Source organism: Arthrobacter sp. GAS37 (assembly GCF_044908325.1).
In the GTDB taxonomy this organism is placed as follows: domain Bacteria; phylum Actinomycetota; class Actinomycetes; order Actinomycetales; family Micrococcaceae; genus Arthrobacter; species Arthrobacter ramosus.
Genome location: NZ_JBIYDB010000011.1, coordinates 105,384 through 128,702, shown reverse-complemented (window position 1 = coordinate 128,702; position 23,319 = coordinate 105,384). Strand labels below are relative to the sequence as shown.

The following is a 23,319-nucleotide window of genomic DNA, read 5'->3' as shown; positions in this document are numbered from 1 at the left end:
CATTCAAGGGCCTGCATAGGTTTTAGCTCATCCCTCTCGAGGCTCGCGCGGGGGCCCTGCAGTTCCCCGACCACGGCAGCGCCGCGGCGCGTGCCATCCTTGGGTATGGCACGAACTTGGTTATCGGTGACGGTGGAACTGCTCGGGGGTCGTGGCGAGGAGCTGTGGCCCTGGTCCGGGCGCATCTTCGCGGTCGGACCCTCGCACACCTTCATGGATCTCGCCAACGCCATCAACGATGCCTTCGCCCGATGGGACCGCTCACACCTGTCAATGTTCACCCTGGCCGACGGCCGGGTAATCACCGACGAAGAGACGGGAACCGAGATCGCCGGATCGATCCGCGGCCCGATCATCGCGCCAATCGACATCGCTGCTGCCAAGGTCACCCGGACGCTGGAGCCGGGGGCTGAGTTTCAGTTCACGTACGACCTCGGTGACGCCTGGACACACCGATGCGTGGTCGGGGAGGTGAAGGTCGACCCGCTTGAGGTATTGGGTATCCGCCCTGATGCCCCCCTGCCGTACTGGGGCTGGGGTAGCATCCCGGACCAGTACGGGCGCCGGTGGGCCGCCGACGACGGCGAGAGCCCGGCCCCGGGGAAACCGAGCCGGCCGCACCCGATGCTGCTGCACGCCTGGCCCGCACAAGTGCAGATGCCCGGGCTCGACCTGTCCGAGCTGCGTGAAGCCATCGCGGCGGCAGATGCGGCCCGCTTCCTCGCGGCGGTGACGGGGCACGACATCGATGACGCTCTGCAACAGGTGGGGGCCGGCATCCCGATGGCGCTGGAGCAAAGACGACAGGAAGCCGAGCCGGTGGCACTCTCGGTCATCAACCGGCTGACGTGGCGCGACGGCGCCGGGGACCGGATGCTGGCCGAGGACCTTCTAGCCGCTCTGCGCCGCGAGCCGCTGACAGGCAGAGTGGTGCCAGTAGCCCTGGACATGCTCAGCACCGTGTTGGAAGGGGATCCCGAGCTGTCGGCCGGTGGCTACCTCGACCTGCACACCGGGCAGGTGTACGACGAGACCGCCACTGACCCGATGATGGTCGGGGAGGGCGCCGCCATCAACGTGGTGGAGGAGCCGGACCGCTGGCTTCGACTCCACCGCACCGGTCCGCGGAACGGCTGGCGGGACATGGCGGTCTTCGCCGAGCGGCAGCACAATGACGCCCTCCGGGAGCGGCTGGAGCGGGCGATCGAGGGCAAAGGTGCCTTCTTCCGGTTCCGCGATCTCGTCCACGGCGAGAACCTTAGCGAACAGTGGTACGCCTTCTCCGCCGACCGCCAGATGGGCCGTGCCCGCGAGTTCCTCGCTGACCACGGCATCCGCGTGGCCTGACGAACCGGGGCTCGGTCAGCGCCGGAGCAAGTCCATGCCGGCCGATGGATATACCCTCAGCAGTGGAGCAGTGGAGCAGTGGAGTGGGCCGATCATGAGGTCGAGCGAGCTGTGAGGGGAACTGTGGGTTGTGCTCACATGCGTAGTCGGATGATGAAGAGGAAGTAGCACCAGACGGGCATTGAAAGCAGTGACAACCCGGCCATCGCGGTCCGTATTCGGGATCGCTCGTGCAGGATTGCGGAGAGCAGCCAGAGTGCGAGGATTCCGATGAGTCCTCCGACGCAGTTCAGGATCACGTCGTCGATGTCAGATGCTCCAACCGCGAACACGCCCTGGATGATCTCTACGGCGACGCTGACCGAGGCGACCGTGAGCATGGTCAGCCATGCGGCCGCCCGATGTCGGAGCCACGATGCGTAGACTCCGAGCGGGATGAAGATCAGGATGTTCCCGACGACGTTGGCGAACGCCACTCTCTCGGTCCCGGGAGAGTGGCTGAACGCGTATTTCGCGATACTTGCGAACGGGATGAGATTGATCGAACGCTCCGAACCCGGTACACGGGAGAAAAGAAGCAGCTTAAGCGCGAAGGCCGCGTAGAGGGCGAAGCCGGCGAAGATGGCCACGGTCTCCGCTTTCGCCCGTTTCGTGGTGAGTCGCCAGCTCGGCACATCATCCGTGACCGCGGTGGGTTTCGGTTGTACACGCATCCACAGGATTGTACATAGGGAGCTCGTCGTGCTCCTGTGAGACCTGGATTCGACAACCGCCACCGAGGGGCGCAACGTGGCCGACCGCTGATCCAGGCCGCACGGAGCCACCGCGGACGGTGGGTCGACGTTCGCGCGGACTGGCGAACGTGTTCCATAAACCGGATGCGGCTGTGACAGCACGGTTTGCAGAACAACAGAGCCGTAAAAGACCCTATTCGCAACAAATCAGGCTGCGACCATGAAAACGTCTACCGGATCCTCGGTCTCCAAGACAAAGCCGTGGCGTTCGTAGAGCCGTCGGGCCGGGCTGCCTTGGAGCACGTTGAGCCGGAACGGTCGGTGGTCCTTGGACTCGCCCATGACCCGCTGAAGCACGCCGGATCCAAGACCTTGCCCTTGGAATCCAGGTGCGATGTAGAAGTGTTCGATCCACAACGCTTCGGGCTCGGGACGGACAGCAATGACGCCGGCACGTTGCTCTTCGACGAGAATGACGAAGGTGTGATCTGACCGGAACGCATTCAAGAACCGCTCGCGAACCCGGACCGGATCCCAGCGACCAAGCCGTTCCAAATCCGGACGCATGACGACGGTGCGCAGTTCGGCGATCCAGTCGGCATCGGTGGGCAGGGCGGGACGGAGTGAGAATTCGGAAGGCACTGGACTATTCAACCCCAATCGACGCCCTAAGCCGTGAGCACCCGCACCGGATTTCCCCGCACCCACGCGCGGATGTCCTCGAAGGCCTCGCCATAGAAGCGGGCGTAGCTTTGCGAACTGACGTAACCCAAGTGCGGAGTCAGCACGGTTCGCGGCGCTGTGAGGAGCGGGTGGTCCGCCGGGAGGGGCTCGACGTCGTACACGTCCAGGGCCGCGCCGCCGAGCCACCCTTCGTTGAGGCCGTGGAGGAGGGCAGCCTCGTCCACGATCGGCCCGCGGGCTGTGTTCACCAGGACGCCTTCAGGGCCGAGGAGCCGCAGTTCGTCCTCCCCAACAAGCCCCCGGGACCGTTCCGATAACCGAACGTGGACGCTGACGACGTCGGCCTCCCGGAACAGTGTCTCTTTGCTCACCTTCCTGGCGCCCGCCGCAGCGGCAGTTTCTTCAGTGAGGTTCGGACTCCAAGCAATCACCTCCATGCCGAAGGCCTTGCCGTAACCCGCGATCTTGCTACCGATCTTGCCGAGTCCCAGCACTCCAAGGGTCTTTCCTGACAGTTCGAAACCCACGGTGCTCTGCCATTTGCCGGCGCGCAGCCGACGGTCTTCGAACGGCACCTTGCGTGCGAAAGCCAGGAGCAGGGCCCACGTCAGCTCGGGCGCCGCGGCGGGTGAGCCGCCCGTCCCGCAGACAGTGATGCCCTGCTCCTCGGCTGCGCGCAAGTCGATGGCTGCGTTGGCCATTCCGGTGGTGACCAGGAGCTTCAGCTTCGGCAGTTGCCGGAGGAGCCCGGCGTCGAAGGCGGTCCGTTCCCGCATGGCCAGGATGATGTCGAAGTCGCGGAGCGCGGCCACGGCGTCCGCCAAAGGCTCCCTGAAAACGGTGACATCGACGCCGTCTTCGGCGAGCTCAGCCCACGGCGCGTAGTCGTGGGCGACGGCTTGGTAGTCGTCGAGGATGGCAAGGCGCTGGACCATGGAATTCCCTTTCGCTGTGCGGGATCGCGGCTATCTGGAAAGTTACACCCCAGGGAACCCTAGCTCTTCGGCAAGCCCTGCGGATTCAGTTCCGACTTCTGGATTGCCTCCGCCGAAAGACCCCAGCGGTCAAGGATCTTCCCATACGTACCGTCCTTGATGAGCGAGTTCAGGCCGGCCTGGGCCGCCGCAGCGAAGCCGTTGCCCTTCTTGGTGGTCACCGCGATGCTCGCCTTGAGTGGCCACCCGCCGTCAACCAGTCCCACGTTCTTGGTCTTGCCATCGGTCTGCGACTTGTAGGACGCGGTCGCGTTCGGCCCGAACGTCAGGTCCGCACGGCCCGACTGCAGCGCGAGCGTGGAGGCCGAGTCGTCGTCGTAATACTGGAATTCAACCGGCTTCAAGCCGTTCTTCTTGTTCTCGGCGTCCCAGCGCAACAGGATTGCTTCCTGGTTGGTGCCCGAGCCCACAATGATCCGCTTGCCCGCCACGTCCGGAGCCGAGTCCACCTTCGTGATGGAGCTGTCGCTCTTGGCATAGAAGCCCAGTTTGTCCTCGCGGTAACTGGCGAAATCGAACTTGAGCTTGCGCTCTTCCGTCACGGTGACGTTCGAGATGACAGCCTCGTACTTGCCCGATTCCACGCCCAACGGCCAGTCGGCCCAGGCCGTCGGGACAATGTCCGCCTTGAGTCCCAGTGATTCTGCCAGCGCGACCGCGATGTCCACCTCGTTGCCCACCGGCGTCTTGTTGTCCGTGGCATAGACGGCCAGCGGCGCGGCGAAGGGACTCACCGCGACGGTCAGCTTTCCGTCTGCCTTGACCGACTGCGGCACCAGGGCGGCGGCTTCCGGCGACACCTGCACAGGGAACCGGTGCTGCTCGGGCGCCAGGTTGAAGGTTTTGCCAGCCGAAGAGCCAGTGGACGACGACGGCGCTGACGCGGCTGAGGCGCCCGGGTCCGAGCACGCAGCGAGGCCGAGAGTTGTGGTCACCGCGAGTGCCAGTGCAGTGCCTGTTTTGAGGCGTGAAGTAGCCATGGAGTCCCCTTCGAAAGTGATGGATGGTGTGCGTTGCAGCAACTATCCGGCAGGGCCCAGCACCGGTCAAAGCGCTGTGAAACGCTGGGATACAGGGGTTAACGGAGGTTCATTCGAGGTCCCGAGGAGTCACACTGCAGCCACGGTGTAGGCTTCCCACACAACCGCCGACACTTGAGGAGATTTTTCGTGAGCAACGAGCAAACCCCGGTTAATCAGGCGCTGGATTCCTACGCAGCTGCTGTCCACGCGAAAGACGTTGACGCATTCACGGCGCTCTACGACGACAACGTCCACATCTACGACTCCTGGGGGCAATGGCAATACACGGGAATCGAGGCTTGGCGGTCGATGGCAGGCGAATGGTTCTCTTCGCTTGGCGATGAGCGCGTGCAGGTCGAATTCAACGATGTGCAGTCCGTCGTCGGGGCCGACGTGGCTTTCGGGCATGCGGCCGTGACCTTCGCCGGGATCTCGGCTGATGGGGAACGGCTCCGGGCGATGACCAACCGCTTCACCATTTGCCTTGAGAAGAAGGACGACGCCTGGAAGATCTCCCACGAGCACTCTTCGCTGCCCATCGATATGGAGACCGGCAAAGGCATCTTCACGAGCTGAGACGGAACCCACGCAAGGAAGAGAAATAACCCGGGCGCCGCCGTCGTTGTCGCAAGAGTGGCCGGGAAACCAGCCCCTCGAACGAAACCACCTTCGAAAGGCCGGCATAACGTGACTGTTCCCCTCTCCATCCTCGACCTGGCAATTATTGGCAAAGGCCAGACGGCGGCGGAGAGCTTCGCCGGGAGCGTCGCCATGGCGCAACTGGCCGAACGGCTCGGCTACCGGCGGATCTGGTACGCCGAGCACCACAACATGGGCTCGATCGCTTCCTCGGCCACGAGCGTGCTGATTGCCCACATCGCCGCCAACACAAGCACCATCCGGCTCGGTGCCGGCGGCGTCATGCTGCCCAACCACTCGCCGCTCACCATCGCGGAACAGTTCGGCACCCTCGAGACGCTGCACCCGGGCCGCATCGACCTCGGCCTCGGACGGGCGCCCGGTAGTGACCAGAACACTATGCGTGCACTCCGCCGCGATCCCATGGCTGCCGACACCTTCCCCCAGGATGTCCTGGAGTTGCAGGGCTACCTCACGGGACCCACACGGATCCAAGGGGTGGAAGCGACGCCGGGCAAGGGCACCAACGTGCCGCTCTACATCCTCGGTTCCTCCTTGTTCGGGGCGCATCTGGCCGCGCAGCTCGGCCTGCCCTACGCCTTCGCCTCGCACTTCGCGCCCGCCGCGCTGCAGGACGCCGTCGCCGTCTACCGCCGCGAGTTCAAGCCGTCCGAGCAGCTGCAGGAGCCCTACGTGATCGCGGGCGTGAACGTGGTGGCCGCGGATTCGGCGGCCGAAGCCCAACGGCTCTTCCTCGAAATCAAGCGGGACCGCGTCTCGCGTTTCCTGGGCGGCGGCCGCGAATTCACCGACGCCGAAGCGGACCTCATCCTCGACTCGCCGCAGGGCCAGCACATCGCGCAAATGGTGAAGTACTCGGCGGTGGGCACCCCGGAAGTGGTGCGCGAGTACCTCGACGAATTTGCCCGCCACGCCGACGCCGACGAACTGATCGTTGCCCACCAAAGCACCGGCACGGAGCAGCGACTGCGTTCCGTGGAGCTGGTCGCGGAGGCCGTGGGGCTGACCCGGGTGTAGCGGCGCGGCAAACTCGTTACACCCCGGCAATACGCGGGTCATGGAGGCGAAACCCGCCGGGCGGAAACTGGACGAATCACCCCGGAAGGATCGTCCCCCATGGCTACTCCGCTCAATTTGTCCGTGGCCGATTCGGCATTGCTGACAAAATCGCTTCCGTTGGGCCTCCTGCGGACGGCAGTCCAATCCGAGGCGGCTCATGATGGAATCACTCCGGAGCTGCTAGCAGAACTGAGGATGCTGGCCCGGACTCCCGGGCTCCTGGTGGCCTGCAATTACGGTGGAACCCTCTGCACTGCGGAAGGCGTATCCACTGAGACGCTCCCCTTGGGGAGTGCCGCCGTCGCGCTCCGGGCTCTGGCCGCACTGCCGAACACGCACACAGCCGTCATCTCCGGCAGGTCGCTGCGGGACCTTGCCGCGGTGTCGCGGTTGCCGGCGGAAGTCCACCTGGTAGGTTCGCACGGCGCCGAATTCGACATGACCTACGCGTACAGCGTCTCGATGGCCACAGAAGCCATCCTTCAGCAGGCAGCGACCGCCCTGAACGAATCCATCGGTTTCGAAAAGGGCATCAGCATCGAGCGCAAGCCCGTGGCGGTAGCCATCCACACCAGGCCGGCCACTCCTGCCGTCGTGGCACGGGTGACGCGCGAGGCGCACCAGATCGCCCGTGAACTGGGCCTGTTTTTCATTGTGGACGGATCCGTCCTGGACTTGTCCATCGTGGAGCCCTCCAAAGACGCCGCGCTGGAGCATCTGCGCACACAGTTGGGGGCCAGCGCGGCCCTGTTTGCCGGCGACGCGGAGAGCGATGAGTTCGCGATCGCCACCTTGCGGGGCCCGGATCTTGGCCTGCACGTTGGTGATGGAGAATCCACGGCGCGCCACCGCTTGCCGGACCCGGAATCCTTCGCCAAAGTGCTCGCCATCCTGTTCGAGCTGCGCCGTGCGTGGCTGTTCGGCGAGGACGCGGTGGGGCTGGAGCGGCATTCGATGATCGGCAACGGGACCTCGACGGCGCTGCTCACCCCGGAGGCCAAGATCTGCTGGATGAGCCATCCCCTCCCGGATTCCGGCTCCTTGTTTGCCCACATCCTTGGCGGTGACCCGGCCGGCCACTTCAGCGTGGAACCGGTCAAGACATCGAAGGTGCTGGGCCAGCGCTATGTGGACAACACCATGATCGTGGAGACGCGCTGGGCGGACGTGACGGTCACCGACTATCTTGAGCCGGCACCGGACGGCATCACCAGCCTGGTCCGGGTCCTGTCCGGAACCGGCAGCGCGCGGATTGTTTTCGCACCGCGGCCGGACTATGCCAACGCCCCGTTCAACATGGAGGTCCGCGGCGAAGAGCTGCACGTCGTGGGCACCTCGGATCCCATCGTTCTCTTCGCTCCCGGAGTGCCCTTCACGGTCACGAGCGACGGCAAACACGGCACCGCCACCGCGGAAGTCAGCCTCGCGTACGGTCCTGTCGTCATGAACCTGAGGTGCGGAGACACTGAGCCGACGACTCCGGACCCCGCCGGAGAGCTCGCCCGGCGGGCCGCCGTCGCGCACCAATCCCGGCTGTGGGTCCGCGGGCTGGAACTGCCCGACATGAAACCGTCATTGGTGCGGCGTTCGGCACTGGTCCTGAAAGCGCTGGTGCACGAGCCGACCGGGGCTGTCCTCGCAGCTCCAACCACGTCGTTGCCGGAAGGGATCGGCGGCACCCGTAATTGGGACTACCGCTATTGCTGGCTCCGCGACGGCTCCATGACGGTCAATGCGCTCGTGGACCTGGGTTCCACCGAGGAGGCAGACGGGTTCCTCCGCTGGCTGGGCCGCATCCTTGAGAACGCGCCCGGTCCGGAATGGCTGCACCCCCTGTACTCCGTGACCGGCTCCCCGCTGTCGACGGAGGCCATTATCGAGAGCCTCCCCGGTTACGCTGGCTCGCGGCCCGTGCGGATCGGGAACGCCGCCGACCACCAAGTGCAGCTGGACGTCTTCGGACCGATCGCCGAGCTCATCCGGACCCTCAGCAAGCGTCGCGGCACCTTGCCGGACGAGCACTGGAGACTCATGGAGCAGATGGCCTCGGCCGTCTTGGCCCGTTGGCACGAACCTGACCATGGCATTTGGGAAGCCCGGCGGGCGCCACGGCACCACATCTATACCAAGGTGATGTGCTGGGTGACGCTCGACCGGGCCATGCAGACGGCGGTCCGGTTCCGGCGCCCCATCGGGGCCGAGTGGGAGGAAACGGCCAACATCATCCGCGCGGAAGTCCTCCGCGAGGGCTGGGATGATTCCGCGAGTTCCTACACCGTGGCCTACGACAGCCCGGACCTGGATGCTGCCGTGTTGCACATCGGGCTCTCGGGCCTGCTGGACGTGCGCGACCAGCGCTTCCTGGACACCGTCACCGCAGTCGAGCGGGAACTTCGGGTGGGTCCCACCGTGTTCCGATACAGGTACGACGACGGCCTGCCGGGTTTGGAGGGCGGGTTCCACATTTGCACCACCTGGCTGATCGAGGCGTACCTGGCCGTGGGCCGGCTGGACGATGCGCTGGAGTTGTTCAACCAGCTCGTGGCGCTCTTCGGTCCCACCGGTCTGCTTCCCGAGGAGTTCGATCCCGGCACGGAGACCCACTTGGGAAACCACCCTCAGGCGTATTCGCATTTGGGCTTCATCCGCTGCGCGCAGCTGCTGGACAGGTACCTGGACTCGGTAGACGAACAGTAAGCCCACCCAACTGGCTCGCAGTTAATGTCGTTTTCAGCGCCCAAAACGACACTTAATGCGAGCTAGTTGGGCTAAGTGAGCAGCAGGGCCACTGCGATCATTGCCGGGACCGCTACCACGGTGGTGATCAGGACCGTATCTTTGGCCACGGTGATTCCCGTGTTGTAGCGGCTCGCGGCCACAAACACGTTCTGCGCAGTGGGCAGGGCCGCCGTGACCACCACGGCGAACAAGGCATGCGCCTCCAGGCCCAGCGCGAAGCGGGCGAACAGGTACGCCATCGTGGGGTGGACAAACAACTTGAAGCCGCTGGCCAGGAGCGCGTCCGTCCGGCGACCCGTGTCCTTTTGCAGGGGCCGGGAGCCGTTCAGGCTCATCCCGAACGCCATCAGCATCGCGGGAATGGCGGCTCCTCCGATCAAATGGATCGGGTCCATGATGAGCGAGGGCACTTGCCAGCCCGTTCCAGCCACGACCAAGCCGACGGCGGATCCCACGATCATCGGGTTCCGCACGATCATCAGGACGAACCGTAGGGGAGTGGTGCGGTGGGCGCTGGTGCTCGCGTCAAGCGCCATCAGGTACATGGGCGTGAAGAACGCGAGCTGGAAGATCAGCAGCGGTGCCACATAGCTTGCGTCGCCCAGGACGAACACCGCGATGGGGATGCCGAGGTTCGCGGAGTTGGCCAGCGAAGCGCTCATGGAGGACATGAGCGATTCGGGCAGGGAGCGTTTGAGCCAGAACTTCACGATGACAAAGAACAAGCTGCCTGTGGCAACGGCGCCCACCGCCGTCACAAGGAGTGGAGCGGCAAAGATGTCGTGAAGACGGGCCTTGCCCAGGGTCTCAAAGAGGAGCGCAGGGCTTGCGACGAAGAAAGTCAGGCCGCTGAGGACCGAACGCGCGTTGTCCCCCAGGATCCCGCGCTTGCCGACGAACATGCCCACCAGAATGATGGCCCACACTACGAAGAACCCGGAAAGGACGCCCAGCACTACGGCATCCGGAGGGGGACGGGCGCGGGGCGGCGTGGGTTCACAGTCCCAGCCTAAATCAGCTTTATTCGGCTGTAAGGCCCGACGGCGGCATATTCCGCCATGTGGACCGTGCAGAAGGGGTGCCCTCAGGGGCAGCGGAAGAGGGGAACCTAGTTCAGGTCTGCGTTGTTGAGGGCGTGCGGAGGGCGCATGACGCCCGGAGTGATGCCTTCGGCGGGATCGCTGCCGAGCTGGACGATTTTGTTGGCCCTGTCCACATGGACAACCTTGGGCTGGTAGGCCTTGGCCTCTTCGGTGGTCATCTCCGCATAGGTGATGAGAATGACGACGTCGCCCACGTGCACCAGGTGCGCTGCGGCACCGTTGATGCCAATGACCCCGGAGCCGCGTTCGCCGGCAATGGTGTAAGTCTCAAGGCGCGCGCCATTAGTCACGTCAACAATGGAGACGAGCTCGCCGGGGAGAATATCCGCAGCATCCAGCAGATCCAGGTCGACCGTCACTGAACCTACATAGTGCAGGTCGGCATGGGTCACCGTGGCACGGTGGATCTTGGACTTAAACATTGTGCGGTTCATAACGTGACAAGTTTAGCGCGTGGCCGCTCGATCGCCGGGTGATGCCTGACACAGGCTAGGCCTTGGCGGTGGCCTTCCGTGCCTGCCGCCTCTTCAAGGAGCCATAGCCAGCGAGCAGTTTCGGGACAACCAGGTAGACGGCGGTAGGAACCACAACGACCGTCAGGACGAGGGCGCGCAGCGCGGGGTGCCATGACTCCGAGAGAGGAGCGAGGATCGTCATGCCGATCGCCACGAGGGGGAAGATGGCCAGCCACGTGATGACCGCACGCATGTGCACGGAAGGTATGTGTACGGAAGGCAGGTGCATAGAGTGCGCAGAAGACGTGTGCGCAGCGGACGGGGCAACTGGCTCAACCGCGGCGGCGTCCGCGGGTACGGCAACGGGGATTTGGGTGCTCATGACATTCTCCAACTAATTGGTTGCTTTCGGCGTGAGTTCAGACTAGACCGCACCATCAAAAACTGCAACTACTTGGTTGGAATCTGTTAAGGTGGACACATGGCATGGGATACCGAGCGGACCAAACGACTCCTCCTTGAGGCGGGGACTGCCGAGTTTTGCCAGTTCGGACTCGCTGGGGCCAGAGTGGACCGTATCGCAGCCGCGGCCGGAGTCAACAAGGAACGCATCTATCAGTACTTCGGCAAGAAAGATCTTCTCTTCGACGCCGTGATCGCGTCCCAGCTCAGCAAGGTGGTGGACGAAGTGCGCATCGAGGGTGCTGGTCCCGAAGCCTTGGCCGACTATGCCGGACGCCTGTTCGACCATCACCATCAAGATGCCACCCTTCCGAGGCTGCTTTTTTGGGAGGGTTTGGAGCGGGGTGAATATGTGGTGAACCGTCCGGACCGGGCCGCGAACTGCAGAAACAAGGTTGACGGTGTCATCCGGGCCATGCCGGGGACGTCCAGGGAAGATGCGGCCGATCTGATGCTCACCATCATTGCGTTGTGTGACGCCTGGCCGGTACTGCCCGAGCTCGATGGCCTCATGGCCGGCAAGGGACCAAGCAGGGCGGAGCGGCGCCGGAAGGCGATCGTCCGGACTGTCCTCCTGGCCGCACAGGCGCTAGCTACGCCTGCTTGTTGAGCGTCCTGCCGATGATCGCCTGCGTCAGCGCATCCACTACTTCGGCGTTCGCCAGCGGGTTGCGGATCAGGGTGAAGTCGACGTCGCCCACGGGCGGGAGGCCGAAGCGCCGGGTGATCACTGTGAGGTCCTCGGGAACCAGCGATGACGGCATGACCGCGACGCCGATGCCGGCACGCACCGCTGCCAGGACGCCCGCGATCTGCTTCGTTGAGCAGGTGACCCGCCACGTCCTGCCCATGGCCTCAAGGGCATCGATGGCCAGTTTGCGGCTGACGCTCGGGGCTGGATAGCAGATCAGCGGTACGGGGCTTGCAGGGTCCAGCACCGTCTGTTCGACGCCAACCCAAGCAAAGTTGTCGTGCCGGACTACGGTGCCGTCCTTGGCTTCGCCCACCCATTTCACGAAGACGAGGTCCAACTGGCCGGCGTTAAGGCGTTTGTAGAGCTGGTCGCTCTGGCTGACGGTAAGTTCAAGGTTGATCTGTGGATACAGCTGCCGGAATTCGCGCAGGATCCGAGGCAAGCCCGTGATGGCGAGATCGTCGGCGGTTCCGAACCGCAAACGGCCGCGCATGGCGGAACCGGAAAAGTACCTCGCTGCGGAATCGTGCGCGGAGAGGATGTTGCGGGCAAAGCCCGCCATGGCGTCGCCGTTGTCCGTGAGCCGGACATCCCGCGTGTCGCGCGCCACGAGCGCCCGTTTGGCCGCCGCCTCCAGCTTTCTCACGTGCTGGCTGACCGTGGGCTGGGCCAGGCCGAGGCGCTCGGCTGCCTTCGTGAAACTCAAAGTCTCGGCCACGGCCAGGAAGGACCGCAGCTGCACGGGTTCGAACACGGGACTCCTTGAATAGCTACGTTCACCGCCGCTCGCGCCGGTGTATTGCACTTCGCAATGCTAGTTATACGGCCAATTCACTTCCATAATCACCGCGGCCAACCCTAGCGTTAAAGGCATCCCAGCGAAACGTCTATCCAAGGACTACTTTTGGCACCCCCACCGCCCTCAGCGGCAAACGTCAGCCAACCCATCATCGATTCACTCGCCGCAAGCAGCCGGATTTCACACGCTGCCGACCCGGACACGGTCACCCAGCCGATCGCCGTCGTCAGCGAACGGCTGCCCTGGCGGCACACCTTCATATCCCTCAAAGTACCCAACTTCCGGATCTTCGCCGTGGGCCACTTCGTCGCAGTCATCGCACTCTGGATGCAGCGGATTGCCCAGGACTGGTTGGTGCTCCAGCTCTCCGGATCCGTCACCGCCGTCGGAATAACCGTGGCATTGCAGTTCATGCCGTCGCTGTTCCTGGGCCCCTGGGGTGGCATGATGGCGGACCGTTTCCCCAAGCGACGCATCCTCATCCTGTGCCAAAGCGTCGCGGCCTCCCTGGCGGCCATCCTTGCCGTATTGGCGCTGAGCCACCGCATCGAGGTGTGGCACGTTTACGTGATCGCGTTTGTCCTGGGCCTCGTGACGGTCCTCGACCAGCCTGCCCGGCAGGTCTTCGTCAACGAACTCGCGGGACCGAAGTACCTGCGCAACGCCATCAGCGTCAACTCCACCACGTTCCAGCTGGGCGGCCTGATTGGTCCCGCACTGGCTGGCGTGCTGCTGACCGCGGTCGGCGCGGGCTGGGCCTTCGCGGCGAACGCCGTGGCCTGCTGCTCCACTGTCACCATGCTCCTGATGCTCCGCAAGAATGAACTTTTTGTCAGCACGCCCGTGCCAAAACGCAAGGGAATGCTGCAGGAAGGCCTGCGATACGCCCTCAGCAAGCCCACCATCTACTGGCCGTGGCTCATGGCCGGCTTTGTAGCGGTCTTCGCGATGAGCCTGCCTGTGCTCCTCGCCGCCTTCGCGGATCACGTCTACCATGCGGGCGCAGGCGGCTACGGCTTGCTGAACGCCATGGTTGCCCTTGGTGCGATTGCGGGAGCAATCACTTCGGCCCGGCGCCGTCAATTGCGTCTGCGCTCAGTGGTGTTGTGCGCCGGGATGTACGGCTTGATGCTGTGCCTGGCCGCGCTGGCGCCGTCTATGGTGTGGCTCTCCGCCGCCATGGTTCTCTCCGGATTCTGGTGCCTCATGTTCCTGACCGCAGCCAACCAACTGGTCCAGATCAGCGCCAACATGAGCATCCGCGGCCGCGTCATGAGCCTCTACATCATGGTGCTCATCGGCGGCCAAGCCATCGGTGGACCCATGGTGGGCTGGCTTGCAGAGCACCTGAACCCGCACGCAGCGCTCTTGGTGTCAGGCGGGGTGCCGGCGCTCGCGGCGGCGACAGTCGCCGTCGTGCTCGCCCGGAAGTCTGAGTTGCGGCTCAAAGTAAACGTCAGGGACCGCCGCCGGATGGTACGGATCGTCGCGCAGTCGACGTAGCGGAGTAGCGCCTGAACGCGGCTGAGCCGGGCACCCACAAGGCGCCCGGCTGGCCGCGTACTCAGACTACGAGTCGATTACGCCGCAAGGTGCGGATAGTCCGCTGTGCGCCCTTGGAACTGCAGCACGTCCGGGTTGCGGATGATGCCGTCCCGGATCTCGATGGCTCGGGAGATCGTTTCGTTGGCGGCCCAGGCCTCGGGGCCCGAAATAACCGTCTCAAGGAACGGCAGGAGCGCTTCGCTGATCTCCCAGCTGGACGAATTCCACAGGTAGGACGGGCTGTGGTCCACGGCGTAGTAGTTGATGTGGTCGCCCACCGTGAACATGGGCTCGGCGAACGTCGTGGTCCGCGCCCAACTGAAGCCCATGCCTTCGTCGCAGGAGACGTCAACAATCAAGCTGCCGGGCTGGAACGCGCCAAGGTCCTCGGTCCGCAGGTATGTCAGCGGCGAGTTCGGGTCCTGCAGCGTGCAGTTGACCACGATGTCGCTCGCGGCGAGGAACGGAGCCAGTGGCAGGCGGCCACGATCGGTAATGACCTCGCTCAGGAAAGGGGCGTTCTGGTCGTGGTCGAACTGCACTATGCGCACCGAGTGGATGGGAGAACCGACCGCCGCAACACCGCGGTTGGTCAGCACCTGGACATCGTGGACGCCGTGTGCGTTGAGGGCGGTGACCGCGCCACGCGCTGTGGCTCCAAAGCCAATCACGACGGCGCTCAGCCGCCTCCCGTAGTCACCCGTCGAGCCCGTCAGGGCAAGGGCGTGGATGACGGAACAGTAGCCCGCAAGTTCGTTGTTCTTATGGAAAACGTGAAGCCCGAAGCCGCCGTCGCTGGCCCAGTGATTCATCGCCTCGAACGCGATCAGGGTCAGCTTCTTGTCGATGGCCAGCTGGGTGATGGCCCTGTCCTGGACGCAGTGCGGCCAACCCCAGAGGACCTGACCGTCGCGGAGGTCGGCAAGGTCTTCCGGCTGCGGTTTGGGCAGGAGAATGACATCCGAATTCGAGATCAGTTCTTCACGGCTTGCCATGCCACCGACCAGCGGCTCAAGTTGGCTGTCCGAAAAGCCGAAGCGCTCGCCGTAGCCGCGCTCGAGCCGGATGTTTTGCCGGAGTTCCGGAGCAATGCGCTCCAGGTGCAGGGGATGGACAGGCAGCCGGCGCTCGTCCGGCTTCCGCGAGGACGACAGGATGCCGAGGGTCATGGCGCCTATATGGCCGCTCACTTTTTGTTGCCGGTTGCCGGCTTGGCCACCGTTGTTGCGGAGGACTCTGAGGCCCTCTTATCCGCGCGCTTTTCTTTGATGGATTTGCCGGATTTTTTCGATGCAGCTTGGCGAGGTGATTTGTCAGCCATGATCGCTCCCTAGAGCAGAGCCGAAATGGCTCCTAGCTCCTGACGATACACCCTTCAGGCTTGGGCGCCTTGTATCCGGTCGGCCGTCCGTTTCCGGGAAAACGGTGCCTGTCAGCAAGAAAATGGAGCGGGCGACGGGAATCGAACCCGCGTATCGAGCTTGGGAAGCTAGCGCTCTACCATTGAGCTACGCCCGCAATACTCCGCAAACCAGCCGGAGCAGATCCCAGCTTAGCGCAGATGGCGCGCTGATCCAGACACAGACTCACTGGTATCACGGTCACATCAAATTCCCTGCGGAGCTCGTAAAGATTCGGTTAAGGCTCGACGTGGGTGTGTCGCGCTGCGCCCCGCCTGACTATTCTGTAGGCAGTTAGCTGCTGTGTCATGGGGAACCCGGCTATGTCTAAGAGCCGTACGCCGAAAGAGGATTCCGTGGCATTTGCAGAGCATGAAGTACTCATTGGTCGCGACGCCATGACCGTTTACCAATTCCTGGTGGACGGTCTCAACAATCCCCTGTGGCGCAGCGGAATCCGCAGCATTTCCCTCCGTTCCGGACATGCCGGCGAAAAAGGTGCCGTATACCAGCAGACTTTGGCAGGCCCGGGCGGGCGGCCGATCGCGGCTGACTTCCAAATCACTGACGCCAGGCCGGGCGCTGAAGTGCGCTTCGCCGTCGTCGCCGGTCCCGCGCGGCCCACTGGCGGCTACTATCTCAGCACCGAAGGACCCAATACCCGCCTGCGGTTCGCCCTGGAGTACCACCCCAAGGGTCTGCAGAAACTCATGAACAGCGTGATCCAGAAGACCATGGAGGATGAAGTGGTCCAGCTGGAGCAGCTGAAGTCGGTCATCGAGGAGCAAACCCCGGAGGCGTAGTCCCCACCGCCTCCCTCGCCTCCCTCGCCTCCCTCGCCTCGCTCCGCTCGCCCAGGGAACCCTGGCGGCGTGGGCCCAGCTACTGTGCCAGCTTGAGTCCGGCTAAACCGGTGACCGGAGTGCTCGGCGTCGTGAGGCGTCCGCCAGTCAGGTCCCAATATTCGATCGCTCCGTTGCTCAGCAGGCCTGCGATTCCAGTGGTGTTGAGACCCGTGACACCGCTGAGCGAGCGCAATCCGGAGTAGTCCGTCCATCCGGTTCCCACTACCAGCCGGGCTTCTGACTTCGGCGTGGTGAGCCCGGAGCCGCGGTAGAGCCGCAGGTTCCCGTTTGCTTCCACCGCCAACAGGTCCTGGAAGCCGTCGGCGTCGTAGTCCACCATGCTGAGGCGGATGGCACTGACGCCCGAGCCCACTTGGGTCCGCCCCACCATGCCGGTGAGCCCCAGGTTCCGGTACAGGTAAAGCGCGCCGCTGGAATCAATGGCGAGAATTTGCGGGAGCCGGTTGTTGCCGCACCAAATGCCCACAGCCATGGTCATCGATTGCCAACCCGAGGAGCCCAACAACACCGGGGCTTTGAATCCTCCACTCACGACTCCGGGGTAGAGCAGGAGCCTGCCGTCCAGCATTTGGGCGATGACATCGATCACGCCGTCGCGGTCCCAATCCGTGGTCATCACTTCTTTCGCCCCGGCGAAACCGGACCCGACCGTCCGGGCGGGACCGAACGTGCCGTTGCCGAGCGCCGGGTAGTCCCTCAGGTTGCCCGAAGGGTCGACGGCGACGAGGTCACCGGCGCTGCGGATGGCTGCCGCACTGAGGTCCAGCGTGGGCGGCTGGTGCTTCACGATAGGGTCGCAGACGGTCGGGGCCGGAAGCTGGGGAGGGGCTGTGCCCGCGCCAGGGCTGTTGACCGTGCCGGCGGGGAGCGTTGTATAGCCGAAGAGGTTGACCACGCCCCACATCGTGTAGCTATTGGGGGTGGTCTGGTAGTTGCCGTCCGTGAAGGTGATTCCGACGCCTATCACGTTGAAGCGGGGATCACGCAGCAGCGCGTCGTGGGCGGGCGAGCTTTTCCACCATTCGACCAGTTGGGCGGCATCCCGATCCCAGCGGACCGCGATGATCTCGCCTGCGCCGTTGTTGGGGTTCAAGGCCCTGGGGTCGGTCCAGAAGTTGCTGCGGTGTTCAATCACCTGGCGGCTGGCGATGTTGTTGGACCAGTCCTGCGAAAGAGTGGACACCGTGGGGTTGTACTTCACCGGATTCAAGCCGAGCGAAGTCCTGTAGGCATTGATGGCATTGAACACGGCCAGCACTTGGGCGGAATTGTCGTCGTTGACCAATGCTTGCGCCGAGACCAGCGGCACGGCTGCGGGGGAGGACTTCGTCGGGGGCGTAGCCGGACCCGGTTGCGGGACACCCCCTGTCGCGGCTCCGGGGATCGGGTCCGGGCCGGATGCCGGCGGGATGGAGGGCAGCGGGGGCGGGCCGCCCACTGCCTGGGGTGGGGTGCTTTTGCCGGGCCCGACGGCGGGGCTTGCCTGCGCGGGCGAGGTCGCCGCTTGGACGGCTGGCGCGGTGCCCGCGCCGGCCGGGGATGCAGCGGGGGCGGCTGCCGCTGCTGGCGCTGCGGGGGTAGGCGCGGTGGCCGTTGGTGACCCCGGCGCAGGTGCGGCCTGCGGAAGGCCGGATTCCGACGGCGGTGCAGGCGCCGTCGTCGTACTTTCAGCGCCTGCGGTGGTGCTTGAGGTGGAAGGCGCGGCGGCGGCAGTTCCGGCGAGCGGAACCGGAACGGCCAGCGGGCCAGAGGCAGGGGCCATCACCGCGAGAAGGCAGGCCACCAACACGGCAACGGGCACCGCAATTCGTCTCAATGTTTCCCCAGATTCGCGTCGCGCCACCGTTCCCAAACACAACAGCGGTAACGGTAGTCTATGTGGTGCACTATAGTCCCATGCGCCACTCCGGCACCACGGGGTACGGGGCGCATACGGTACTTTTGATCCTGTGCTGATCTCTGACCGCGACATACGTGCCGAAATCGACTCCCGACGTATCGTCCTGGAGCCCTACGACCCCGCGATGGTTCAGCCGTCCTCGGTGGATGTGAGGATTGACCGTTTCTTCCGGCTGTTCGACAACCACAAATACGCACACATCGACCCCTCCGAGGAACAGCCTGAGCTGACCCGCCTGGTTGAGGTCGAGGGCGACGAGCCTTTCATCCTGCACCCGGGCGAGTTCGTGCTCGGTTCAACATACGAGACCGTGAGCCTGCCGGACGACGTCGCCGCACGACTTGAGGGAAAGTCTTCGCTGGGGCGCCTCGGCCTGTTGACGCATTCCACGGCCGGCTTCATTGATCCCGGGTTTTCGGGCCATGTGACGTTGGAACTCTCCAACGTTGCGACGCTGCCCATCAAGCTGTGGCCAGGCATGAAGATCGGCCAGTTGTGCTTCTTCCGGCTCTCGTCAGCCGCTGAGCATCCCTATGGTTCCGGCGGTTACGGCAGCCGTTACCAAGGCCAGCGCGGCCCCACCGCGAGCCGCAGCCACCTGAACTTCCACCGGACGGCGGTTTAGCTCCCGCCTGCTTGCGTTGAGAGGTGAGGTCTCGCCTCTTTGAAGGCACGAAAGAGACGAGATCTCACGCCTCGAGGGACGCAATAGGCTCGGATGCCTTCGGTTTGCGCGCGGACTTTCGGAAGGCCTTGACCGTCGGCTCCACGAAACGGGCCGCGAGCGGTCCGGTGATGGCCATGAGCAGCACATACGCGGTGGCGAGGGCGGCAAGCTCTCGCGGTACGACTCCCGAGGTCACGGCCAGACCCGCAATGACAATGGAGAATTCGCCGCGGGCAATCAATGCGGCTCCTGCGCGGAAACGGCCGGGAACGGCGATCCCTGCCCGCTTTGCCGCCCAGAATCCGGTCAGCACCTTGGTCACGGCCGTCGCGAGAGCAAGGAGCAGCGCCCAGCCCAGGACTGGCGGGATGCTGGACGGGTCCGTGTTGAGGCCGAAGGCTACGAAGAAGATTGCCGCGAAGAGATCCCGCAGCGGTTCGAGGATCCGCGTCGCGTTGTGGGCGGTTGCCCCCGAAATGGCAATGCCCAGCATGAACGCGCCCACGGCCGCGGAGACCTGGAGGGCGGACGCGATGCCGGCCACCAGAAGTGCGGCCCCGAGGAGATTGAGCAGGAAGACTTCGGAGTTTTCGCTGTGCACGGCCTGGGATACCCGATGGCCGTGTTTGAGGGCCACCACCAGTACGAGGGTGACGACGGCCAAGGCAATACCCACCGTCTGGAGCCCGCCCAGGAAGCCCACGCCTGCGAGGATCGCCGTCAAGATCGGAAGGTAGATGGCCATGGTGAGGTCTTCGAACACCAAGATGGCCAGCACCACTGGCGTTTCGCGGTTACCGATCCGGCCGAGGTCCGTGATCACCTTCGCGGCGATGCCCGAGGAAGAAATATAGGTGACGCCGCCCATGACGATCGCGCCCACCAGTCCCCAGCCGAGCCACACGGCGATGCCCGCACCCGGTAGGAAGTTCAACACAAGGTCCAGTACACCGGCTTGCCAGGAGCGCCGGAGTCCGGTGACGAGTTCCGCGGCCGTATATTCCAAGCCGAGCATCAACAGGAGCAGGATGACGCCGATTTCGCCGGAAAGATGGGCGAACTCGTGCATGCCATCGAGCTTGATCAGTCCACCCGCCCCGAACGCCAGTCCCCCTACCAGATAGAGCGGAATGGGGGACATGCCGATCCTGCCGGCCAAGCGCGCCAAGAGGCCGAGACAGAAAACGACTGCGCCCAGCTCTATAAGGGTCAGGGCCAGGGGGTCCATGGACGTCAGCCGTTGCGCAGAATGGCAGCCGCAGAGTCAAGACCTTCCTGCGTACCGACAGCCACCAGCAAATCACCCGTGTGAAGGACGACGTCGGGAGCCGGTGAGGGGACCACTTCGCCTTCGCGCATGATCGCCACGATCGAGACGCCACTGCGGGTGCGGATCTGGGCTTTGCCCATGGGCTGGTTGGTGAAAGGGGAGTCCGCGGTGATGGAGAACTGCCGCGTGACAATGCCGGGGATTTCTTTGTGGGCCTCGGCGAGGCGCATGGCGATGTGCTGCCCACCGAGGAGGTTGCCCAGGGCGGCGGCTTCGTCTGCGGTCAACGGGATGGATGCCTGGCAGGTATCGGGATCGTCCCACGTGGAGACGAAAAGCTCGGTTTCACCCTCCCGCATCTCGACAACACCGATCCGGCGTCCCGAGGCCGTAATGAAATCCTTGCGGACCCCGAGGCCTGGAAGTTCTGTCTCATCCACGTTCATAAGTCCACCCTAGCCCTCTTGAACGGGCGGCGGAATGATGCCACTCGCACCCGCCGCGCAAAGCGGTCCGCGCCTTTCTAGGGGGTCAAAGCCAGGCCGCGCGCGGCGTCGTCGTAGTATCCGCGGTTCGCCAATCCGGCGGCGGCTGCCTCGTCCAAAACCACCACAGCGTCGGCATGCCATTGCAGGATCGAACCCGGGCACGATGCCGTCAGCGGGCCCTCGACGGCGGCAGCGATAGCGGCGGCCTTCGCGGCACCGGTGGCGATGAGCACCAGCCGGCGCGCATCAAGAACGGTCCCCAATCCCTGGGTGATGCAGTGGGTCGGGACGTCGCCGTCGTGGTCGAAGAACCGGGCGTTGTCCTGCCTCGTGCGGGCCGTCAGCCGCTTCAGACGGGTGCGGGAGGAAAGGGAGGACCCGGGCTCATTGAATCCCACATGGCCGTTGGCGCCGATGCCCAGGATCTGCACGTCGACGCCGCCGGCGGCACCGATCGCTGCGTCGTAGGCAGCCGCTCCCGCTTCGAGCTCGGCTTGGGTGGCACCGGTACCGTCAGGGACATTCAGCCCGGCCAAGGGAAGCCCGATCACGGCGCAGACCTCGCGAATCAAGACCTGGCGGTAGGACTGTGGGTGCTCCGCCGGAAGGCCTACGTATTCGTCCAAGGCGAATCCCTTGGCGTCCGAGAAATCCACGCGGCCCGCGGCCACCGCAGCCGCGAGTTCCGCGTACAGTCCCAGCGGAGACGACCCGGTGGCCAGGCCCAGCACTCCTCCCCTGCCCGCAGGAAGTCCTGAGAGGACGGCGTGGGCGGCGGCCAAAGCGGCCGATTCCGGAGTGGGCGTGACGATGACTTCCATGGCAACTTTCTGTCGATAGGTGATGCGCACTAGCTAGCCAAGTTCAGGCTTTTTGCTGCCGTTCAGCAGCGCCGTCAGGGCCTGGGAGACCGTGAGGGACGCACCATAGGTGACGATGTCCGCTCCGCCGCGCGGCCAGCCGCACTCGACAGCGATCACCGCGTGCCCCTCCGCCCTCAAACGGGCGAAGACGGTCCATAGCGGGTGCTCGGCATCCAGTCCGCGCCCGACGACGGCGACCCGGGCGCCGTCGGGGACCTCGCCTTCGTGGACCACTGCCGAAGTCGTGGCAGCGGGGCCCCACGGCACGCGGCCGACGGCGAAATTGGATCCGGTTTCAACCTGCACGATCGCCACAGGTTCTTCTCGTGCAAGCCACCTTTGGGCGGCTTCGGAGACCTCGAAGGCCTCTGCGATGCGCTCCCCGTCGAGCGCCTTCGGGTCGGCAGGCACGCCGCCAGGCTGCGGCTGGCCCGGCAGGCCGAGCTGGCCCCTGATCGCGGCCTCCTGGATCTCCGCGGCGCTGGCCGCAGGGAAACGCGAGGACAGTGCTGCCGTGCGTGCAACGGCGTCCGCGAGGCGTTCCATGGGCAAGCGTCCCTCTTCAACGGCATCGGTAATCGCGGTGAGCGTCTGTTCGAAGAGGGCCGGTCCTGTTTCGGAACCAAGGCACAGCAGGTCCGCCCCGGCCATGAGCGCACGGACGGCTGCTTCCGGAACACCGGTCTGGGCGGACGCGCCGGCCATGTCCAGGGCATCGGTGATGATGACGCCGTCGAATCCCATGTCGCGGCGCAGCAAGTCCTGCAGGATGCGCGAGGAGAAGGTGGCGGGGTGATCCGGGTCCAGGGCTTCGACCAGGATGTGGCTGGTCATGACCGTGGCTCCGCGAGCCGCGACGAGCGCACGGAACGGGACGAGTTCGCGCGCATCCAGCGTGGCGGCGTCGGCCGTGACCCGGGGAAGCGCCAGGTGGGAGTCCGCGGTGGTGTCGCCGTGGCCCGGGAAGTGTTTGGCGCAGGACGCCACACCGGCGTCTTCGAGACCGCGGATCCAGGCAGCGGTATGCCGGGCCACCAAATCCGGTTCGGCCCCGAAACTCCGCACGCCGATCACGGGGTTATCGGGAGCGGAATTGACGTCTGCATCGGGGGCCAGGTTCAAGTTGATGCCCAGGCCTGCGAGTTCGTGGCCGATGGCGCTGGCGCTGGCGGCGGTCAGTTCGATGTCGTCCAAACGCCCGAGCACCGCGTTCCCGGGCTGGGTGGATCCCGTGAGGTAGTGCAGCCTTGTGACGTCGCCACCCTCTTCATCGACGGCGATGAGCGTGTTCGGGGAATGTGCCCTCAGCCCGGCGCAGAGCTCGCGCAACTGGACGGGGGACGCCACATTGGTGCCGTAGAGGCACACAGCCGCCAGCCCGGCGTCGTACGCTTCAAGGATCCAGACGGGGACGGCGATGCCGGTGAATCCGGGCATGAGGGTGCCTGCCGCGAGGCGGCGGAGGTGGGCGCGGGCGGGCCCGGTGGCAAAGGACTGAGTAACGGGGGACTGAATCGTGTCCATGTCCGGCTCCTTCGAAGGATGCTTAGCTGGGTAGTCAGGGTTG

At 64.7% G+C, this 23,319-nt stretch carries 23 protein-coding genes and 1 tRNA gene; 8 read left to right on the top strand and 16 right to left on the bottom strand.

What is annotated here, in order from left to right:
• The first annotated feature begins 105 nt into the window (after positions 1-105).
• A complete protein-coding gene (locus ABH924_RS11725; RefSeq protein WP_404498974.1) occupies positions 106-1,347 on the top strand; it encodes a hypothetical protein in 1,242 nt (413 codons plus the stop codon).
• A gap of 134 nt (positions 1,348-1,481) precedes the next feature.
• Here ABH924_RS11725 and ABH924_RS11720 read toward each other — a convergent pair whose 3' ends face one another.
• From ABH924_RS11720 to ABH924_RS11705, 4 genes are all read right to left on the bottom strand, one after another.
• Positions 1,482-2,060: a VanZ family protein gene (locus ABH924_RS11720; protein ID WP_404498972.1), complete on the bottom strand. Its 579-nt coding sequence runs from the start codon at positions 2,058-2,060 to the stop codon at positions 1,482-1,484.
• A 228-nt stretch (positions 2,061-2,288) separates the two neighbouring features.
• Positions 2,289-2,723, bottom strand: coding sequence for a GNAT family N-acetyltransferase (locus ABH924_RS11715; RefSeq protein ID WP_404498970.1), 435 nt, complete (start codon positions 2,721-2,723; stop codon positions 2,289-2,291).
• A gap of 26 nt (positions 2,724-2,749) precedes the next feature.
• The gene (locus ABH924_RS11710) at positions 2,750-3,700 is read right to left on the bottom strand and encodes a D-2-hydroxyacid dehydrogenase family protein (RefSeq protein ID WP_404498968.1); all 951 of its coding nucleotides are present in this window, start codon (positions 3,698-3,700) and stop codon (positions 2,750-2,752) included.
• A 59-nt stretch (positions 3,701-3,759) separates the two neighbouring features.
• Entirely contained in the window at positions 3,760-4,740 is a 981-nt protein-coding gene (locus ABH924_RS11705) for an ABC transporter substrate-binding protein (protein ID WP_404498966.1), read from the bottom strand.
• Between the two features lie 189 nt (positions 4,741-4,929).
• Between ABH924_RS11705 and ABH924_RS11700 the strand changes: the two genes are divergently transcribed.
• From ABH924_RS11700 to ABH924_RS11690, 3 genes are all read left to right on the top strand, one after another.
• The gene (locus ABH924_RS11700; protein ID WP_404498964.1) at positions 4,930-5,358 is read left to right on the top strand and encodes a YybH family protein; all 429 of its coding nucleotides are present in this window, start codon (positions 4,930-4,932) and stop codon (positions 5,356-5,358) included.
• Between the two features lie 111 nt (positions 5,359-5,469).
• The gene (locus ABH924_RS11695; RefSeq protein WP_404498962.1) at positions 5,470-6,459 is read left to right on the top strand and encodes an LLM class flavin-dependent oxidoreductase; all 990 of its coding nucleotides are present in this window, start codon (positions 5,470-5,472) and stop codon (positions 6,457-6,459) included.
• 99 nt (positions 6,460-6,558) lie between these two features.
• Positions 6,559-9,198: a trehalase-like domain-containing protein gene (locus ABH924_RS11690; RefSeq protein ID WP_404498960.1), complete on the top strand. Its 2,640-nt coding sequence runs from the start codon at positions 6,559-6,561 to the stop codon at positions 9,196-9,198.
• A gap of 71 nt (positions 9,199-9,269) precedes the next feature.
• Here the strand turns inward: ABH924_RS11690 and ABH924_RS11685 are convergent, their stop codons facing one another.
• The 3 genes from ABH924_RS11685 to ABH924_RS11675 form a co-directional block, all read right to left on the bottom strand.
• Complete coding sequence (locus tag ABH924_RS11685; RefSeq protein ID WP_404498958.1) at positions 9,270-10,196, bottom strand: AEC family transporter; 927 nt, start codon at positions 10,194-10,196, stop codon at positions 9,270-9,272.
• A 152-nt stretch (positions 10,197-10,348) separates the two neighbouring features.
• Positions 10,349-10,777, bottom strand: coding sequence for an aspartate 1-decarboxylase (gene panD / locus ABH924_RS11680; RefSeq protein WP_234750942.1), 429 nt, complete (start codon positions 10,775-10,777; stop codon positions 10,349-10,351).
• Between the two features lie 55 nt (positions 10,778-10,832).
• The gene (locus tag ABH924_RS11675) at positions 10,833-11,180 is read right to left on the bottom strand and encodes a hypothetical protein (RefSeq protein ID WP_404498956.1); all 348 of its coding nucleotides are present in this window, start codon (positions 11,178-11,180) and stop codon (positions 10,833-10,835) included.
• Between the two features lie 99 nt (positions 11,181-11,279).
• On the opposite strand from ABH924_RS11675, the gene ABH924_RS11670 reads away from it, so the two are divergent.
• Complete coding sequence (locus tag ABH924_RS11670; protein WP_404498954.1) at positions 11,280-11,870, top strand: TetR/AcrR family transcriptional regulator; 591 nt, start codon at positions 11,280-11,282, stop codon at positions 11,868-11,870.
• On the opposite strand, the gene ABH924_RS11665 is transcribed toward ABH924_RS11670, so the two are convergent.
• Positions 11,854-12,708 (bottom strand): LysR substrate-binding domain-containing protein, encoded by an 855-nt coding sequence (locus ABH924_RS11665; protein ID WP_234750946.1) that lies wholly within the window; start codon positions 12,706-12,708, stop codon positions 11,854-11,856. The genes ABH924_RS11670 and ABH924_RS11665 overlap by 17 nt on opposite strands.
• A gap of 150 nt (positions 12,709-12,858) precedes the next feature.
• On the opposite strand from ABH924_RS11665, the gene ABH924_RS11660 reads away from it, so the two are divergent.
• Complete coding sequence (locus ABH924_RS11660) at positions 12,859-14,256, top strand: MFS transporter (RefSeq protein WP_404498952.1); 1,398 nt, start codon at positions 12,859-12,861, stop codon at positions 14,254-14,256.
• A 77-nt stretch (positions 14,257-14,333) separates the two neighbouring features.
• On the opposite strand, the gene ABH924_RS11655 is transcribed toward ABH924_RS11660, so the two are convergent.
• From ABH924_RS11655 to ABH924_RS11645, 3 genes are all read right to left on the bottom strand, one after another.
• Positions 14,334-15,467, bottom strand: a complete 1,134-nt coding sequence (locus tag ABH924_RS11655) for a N(5)-(carboxyethyl)ornithine synthase (RefSeq protein WP_234750950.1) — start codon at positions 15,465-15,467, stop codon at positions 14,334-14,336.
• 17 nt (positions 15,468-15,484) lie between these two features.
• Positions 15,485-15,619 carry a hypothetical protein gene (locus ABH924_RS11650; protein ID WP_264637052.1) on the bottom strand — a complete coding sequence of 45 codons (135 nt, stop codon included), beginning with the start codon at positions 15,617-15,619 and terminating at the stop codon, positions 15,485-15,487.
• Between the two features lie 123 nt (positions 15,620-15,742).
• Positions 15,743-15,816 (bottom strand) — tRNA-Gly (locus ABH924_RS11645).
• 238 nt (positions 15,817-16,054) lie between these two features.
• On the opposite strand from ABH924_RS11645, the gene ABH924_RS11640 reads away from it, so the two are divergent.
• Positions 16,055-16,501 carry an SRPBCC family protein gene (locus ABH924_RS11640; protein WP_234750951.1) on the top strand — a complete coding sequence of 149 codons (447 nt, stop codon included), beginning with the start codon at positions 16,055-16,057 and terminating at the stop codon, positions 16,499-16,501.
• Between the two features lie 79 nt (positions 16,502-16,580).
• Here ABH924_RS11640 and ABH924_RS11635 read toward each other — a convergent pair whose 3' ends face one another.
• A complete protein-coding gene (locus tag ABH924_RS11635; RefSeq protein WP_404498949.1) occupies positions 16,581-18,380 on the bottom strand; it encodes a CAP domain-containing protein in 1,800 nt (599 codons plus the stop codon).
• A 133-nt stretch (positions 18,381-18,513) separates the two neighbouring features.
• Between ABH924_RS11635 and dcd the strand changes: the two genes are divergently transcribed.
• Positions 18,514-19,089, top strand: coding sequence for a dCTP deaminase (gene dcd / locus ABH924_RS11630; protein WP_234750955.1), 576 nt, complete (start codon positions 18,514-18,516; stop codon positions 19,087-19,089).
• A gap of 64 nt (positions 19,090-19,153) precedes the next feature.
• On the opposite strand, the gene ABH924_RS11625 is transcribed toward dcd, so the two are convergent.
• The 4 genes from ABH924_RS11625 to ABH924_RS11610 form a co-directional block, all read right to left on the bottom strand.
• Positions 19,154-20,359: a cation:proton antiporter gene (locus ABH924_RS11625; protein ID WP_404498947.1), complete on the bottom strand. Its 1,206-nt coding sequence runs from the start codon at positions 20,357-20,359 to the stop codon at positions 19,154-19,156.
• Positions 20,360-20,364: 5 nt separating this feature from the next.
• Positions 20,365-20,847 carry a cation:proton antiporter regulatory subunit gene (locus ABH924_RS11620; RefSeq protein ID WP_234750959.1) on the bottom strand — a complete coding sequence of 161 codons (483 nt, stop codon included), beginning with the start codon at positions 20,845-20,847 and terminating at the stop codon, positions 20,365-20,367.
• A gap of 77 nt (positions 20,848-20,924) precedes the next feature.
• Positions 20,925-21,710, bottom strand: a complete 786-nt coding sequence (locus tag ABH924_RS11615) for a glucosamine-6-phosphate deaminase (protein ID WP_404498945.1) — start codon at positions 21,708-21,710, stop codon at positions 20,925-20,927.
• 33 nt (positions 21,711-21,743) lie between these two features.
• Entirely contained in the window at positions 21,744-23,276 is a 1,533-nt protein-coding gene (locus tag ABH924_RS11610; protein ID WP_404498943.1) for a glycoside hydrolase family 3 protein, read from the bottom strand.
• Positions 23,277-23,319 lie beyond the last annotated feature (43 nt).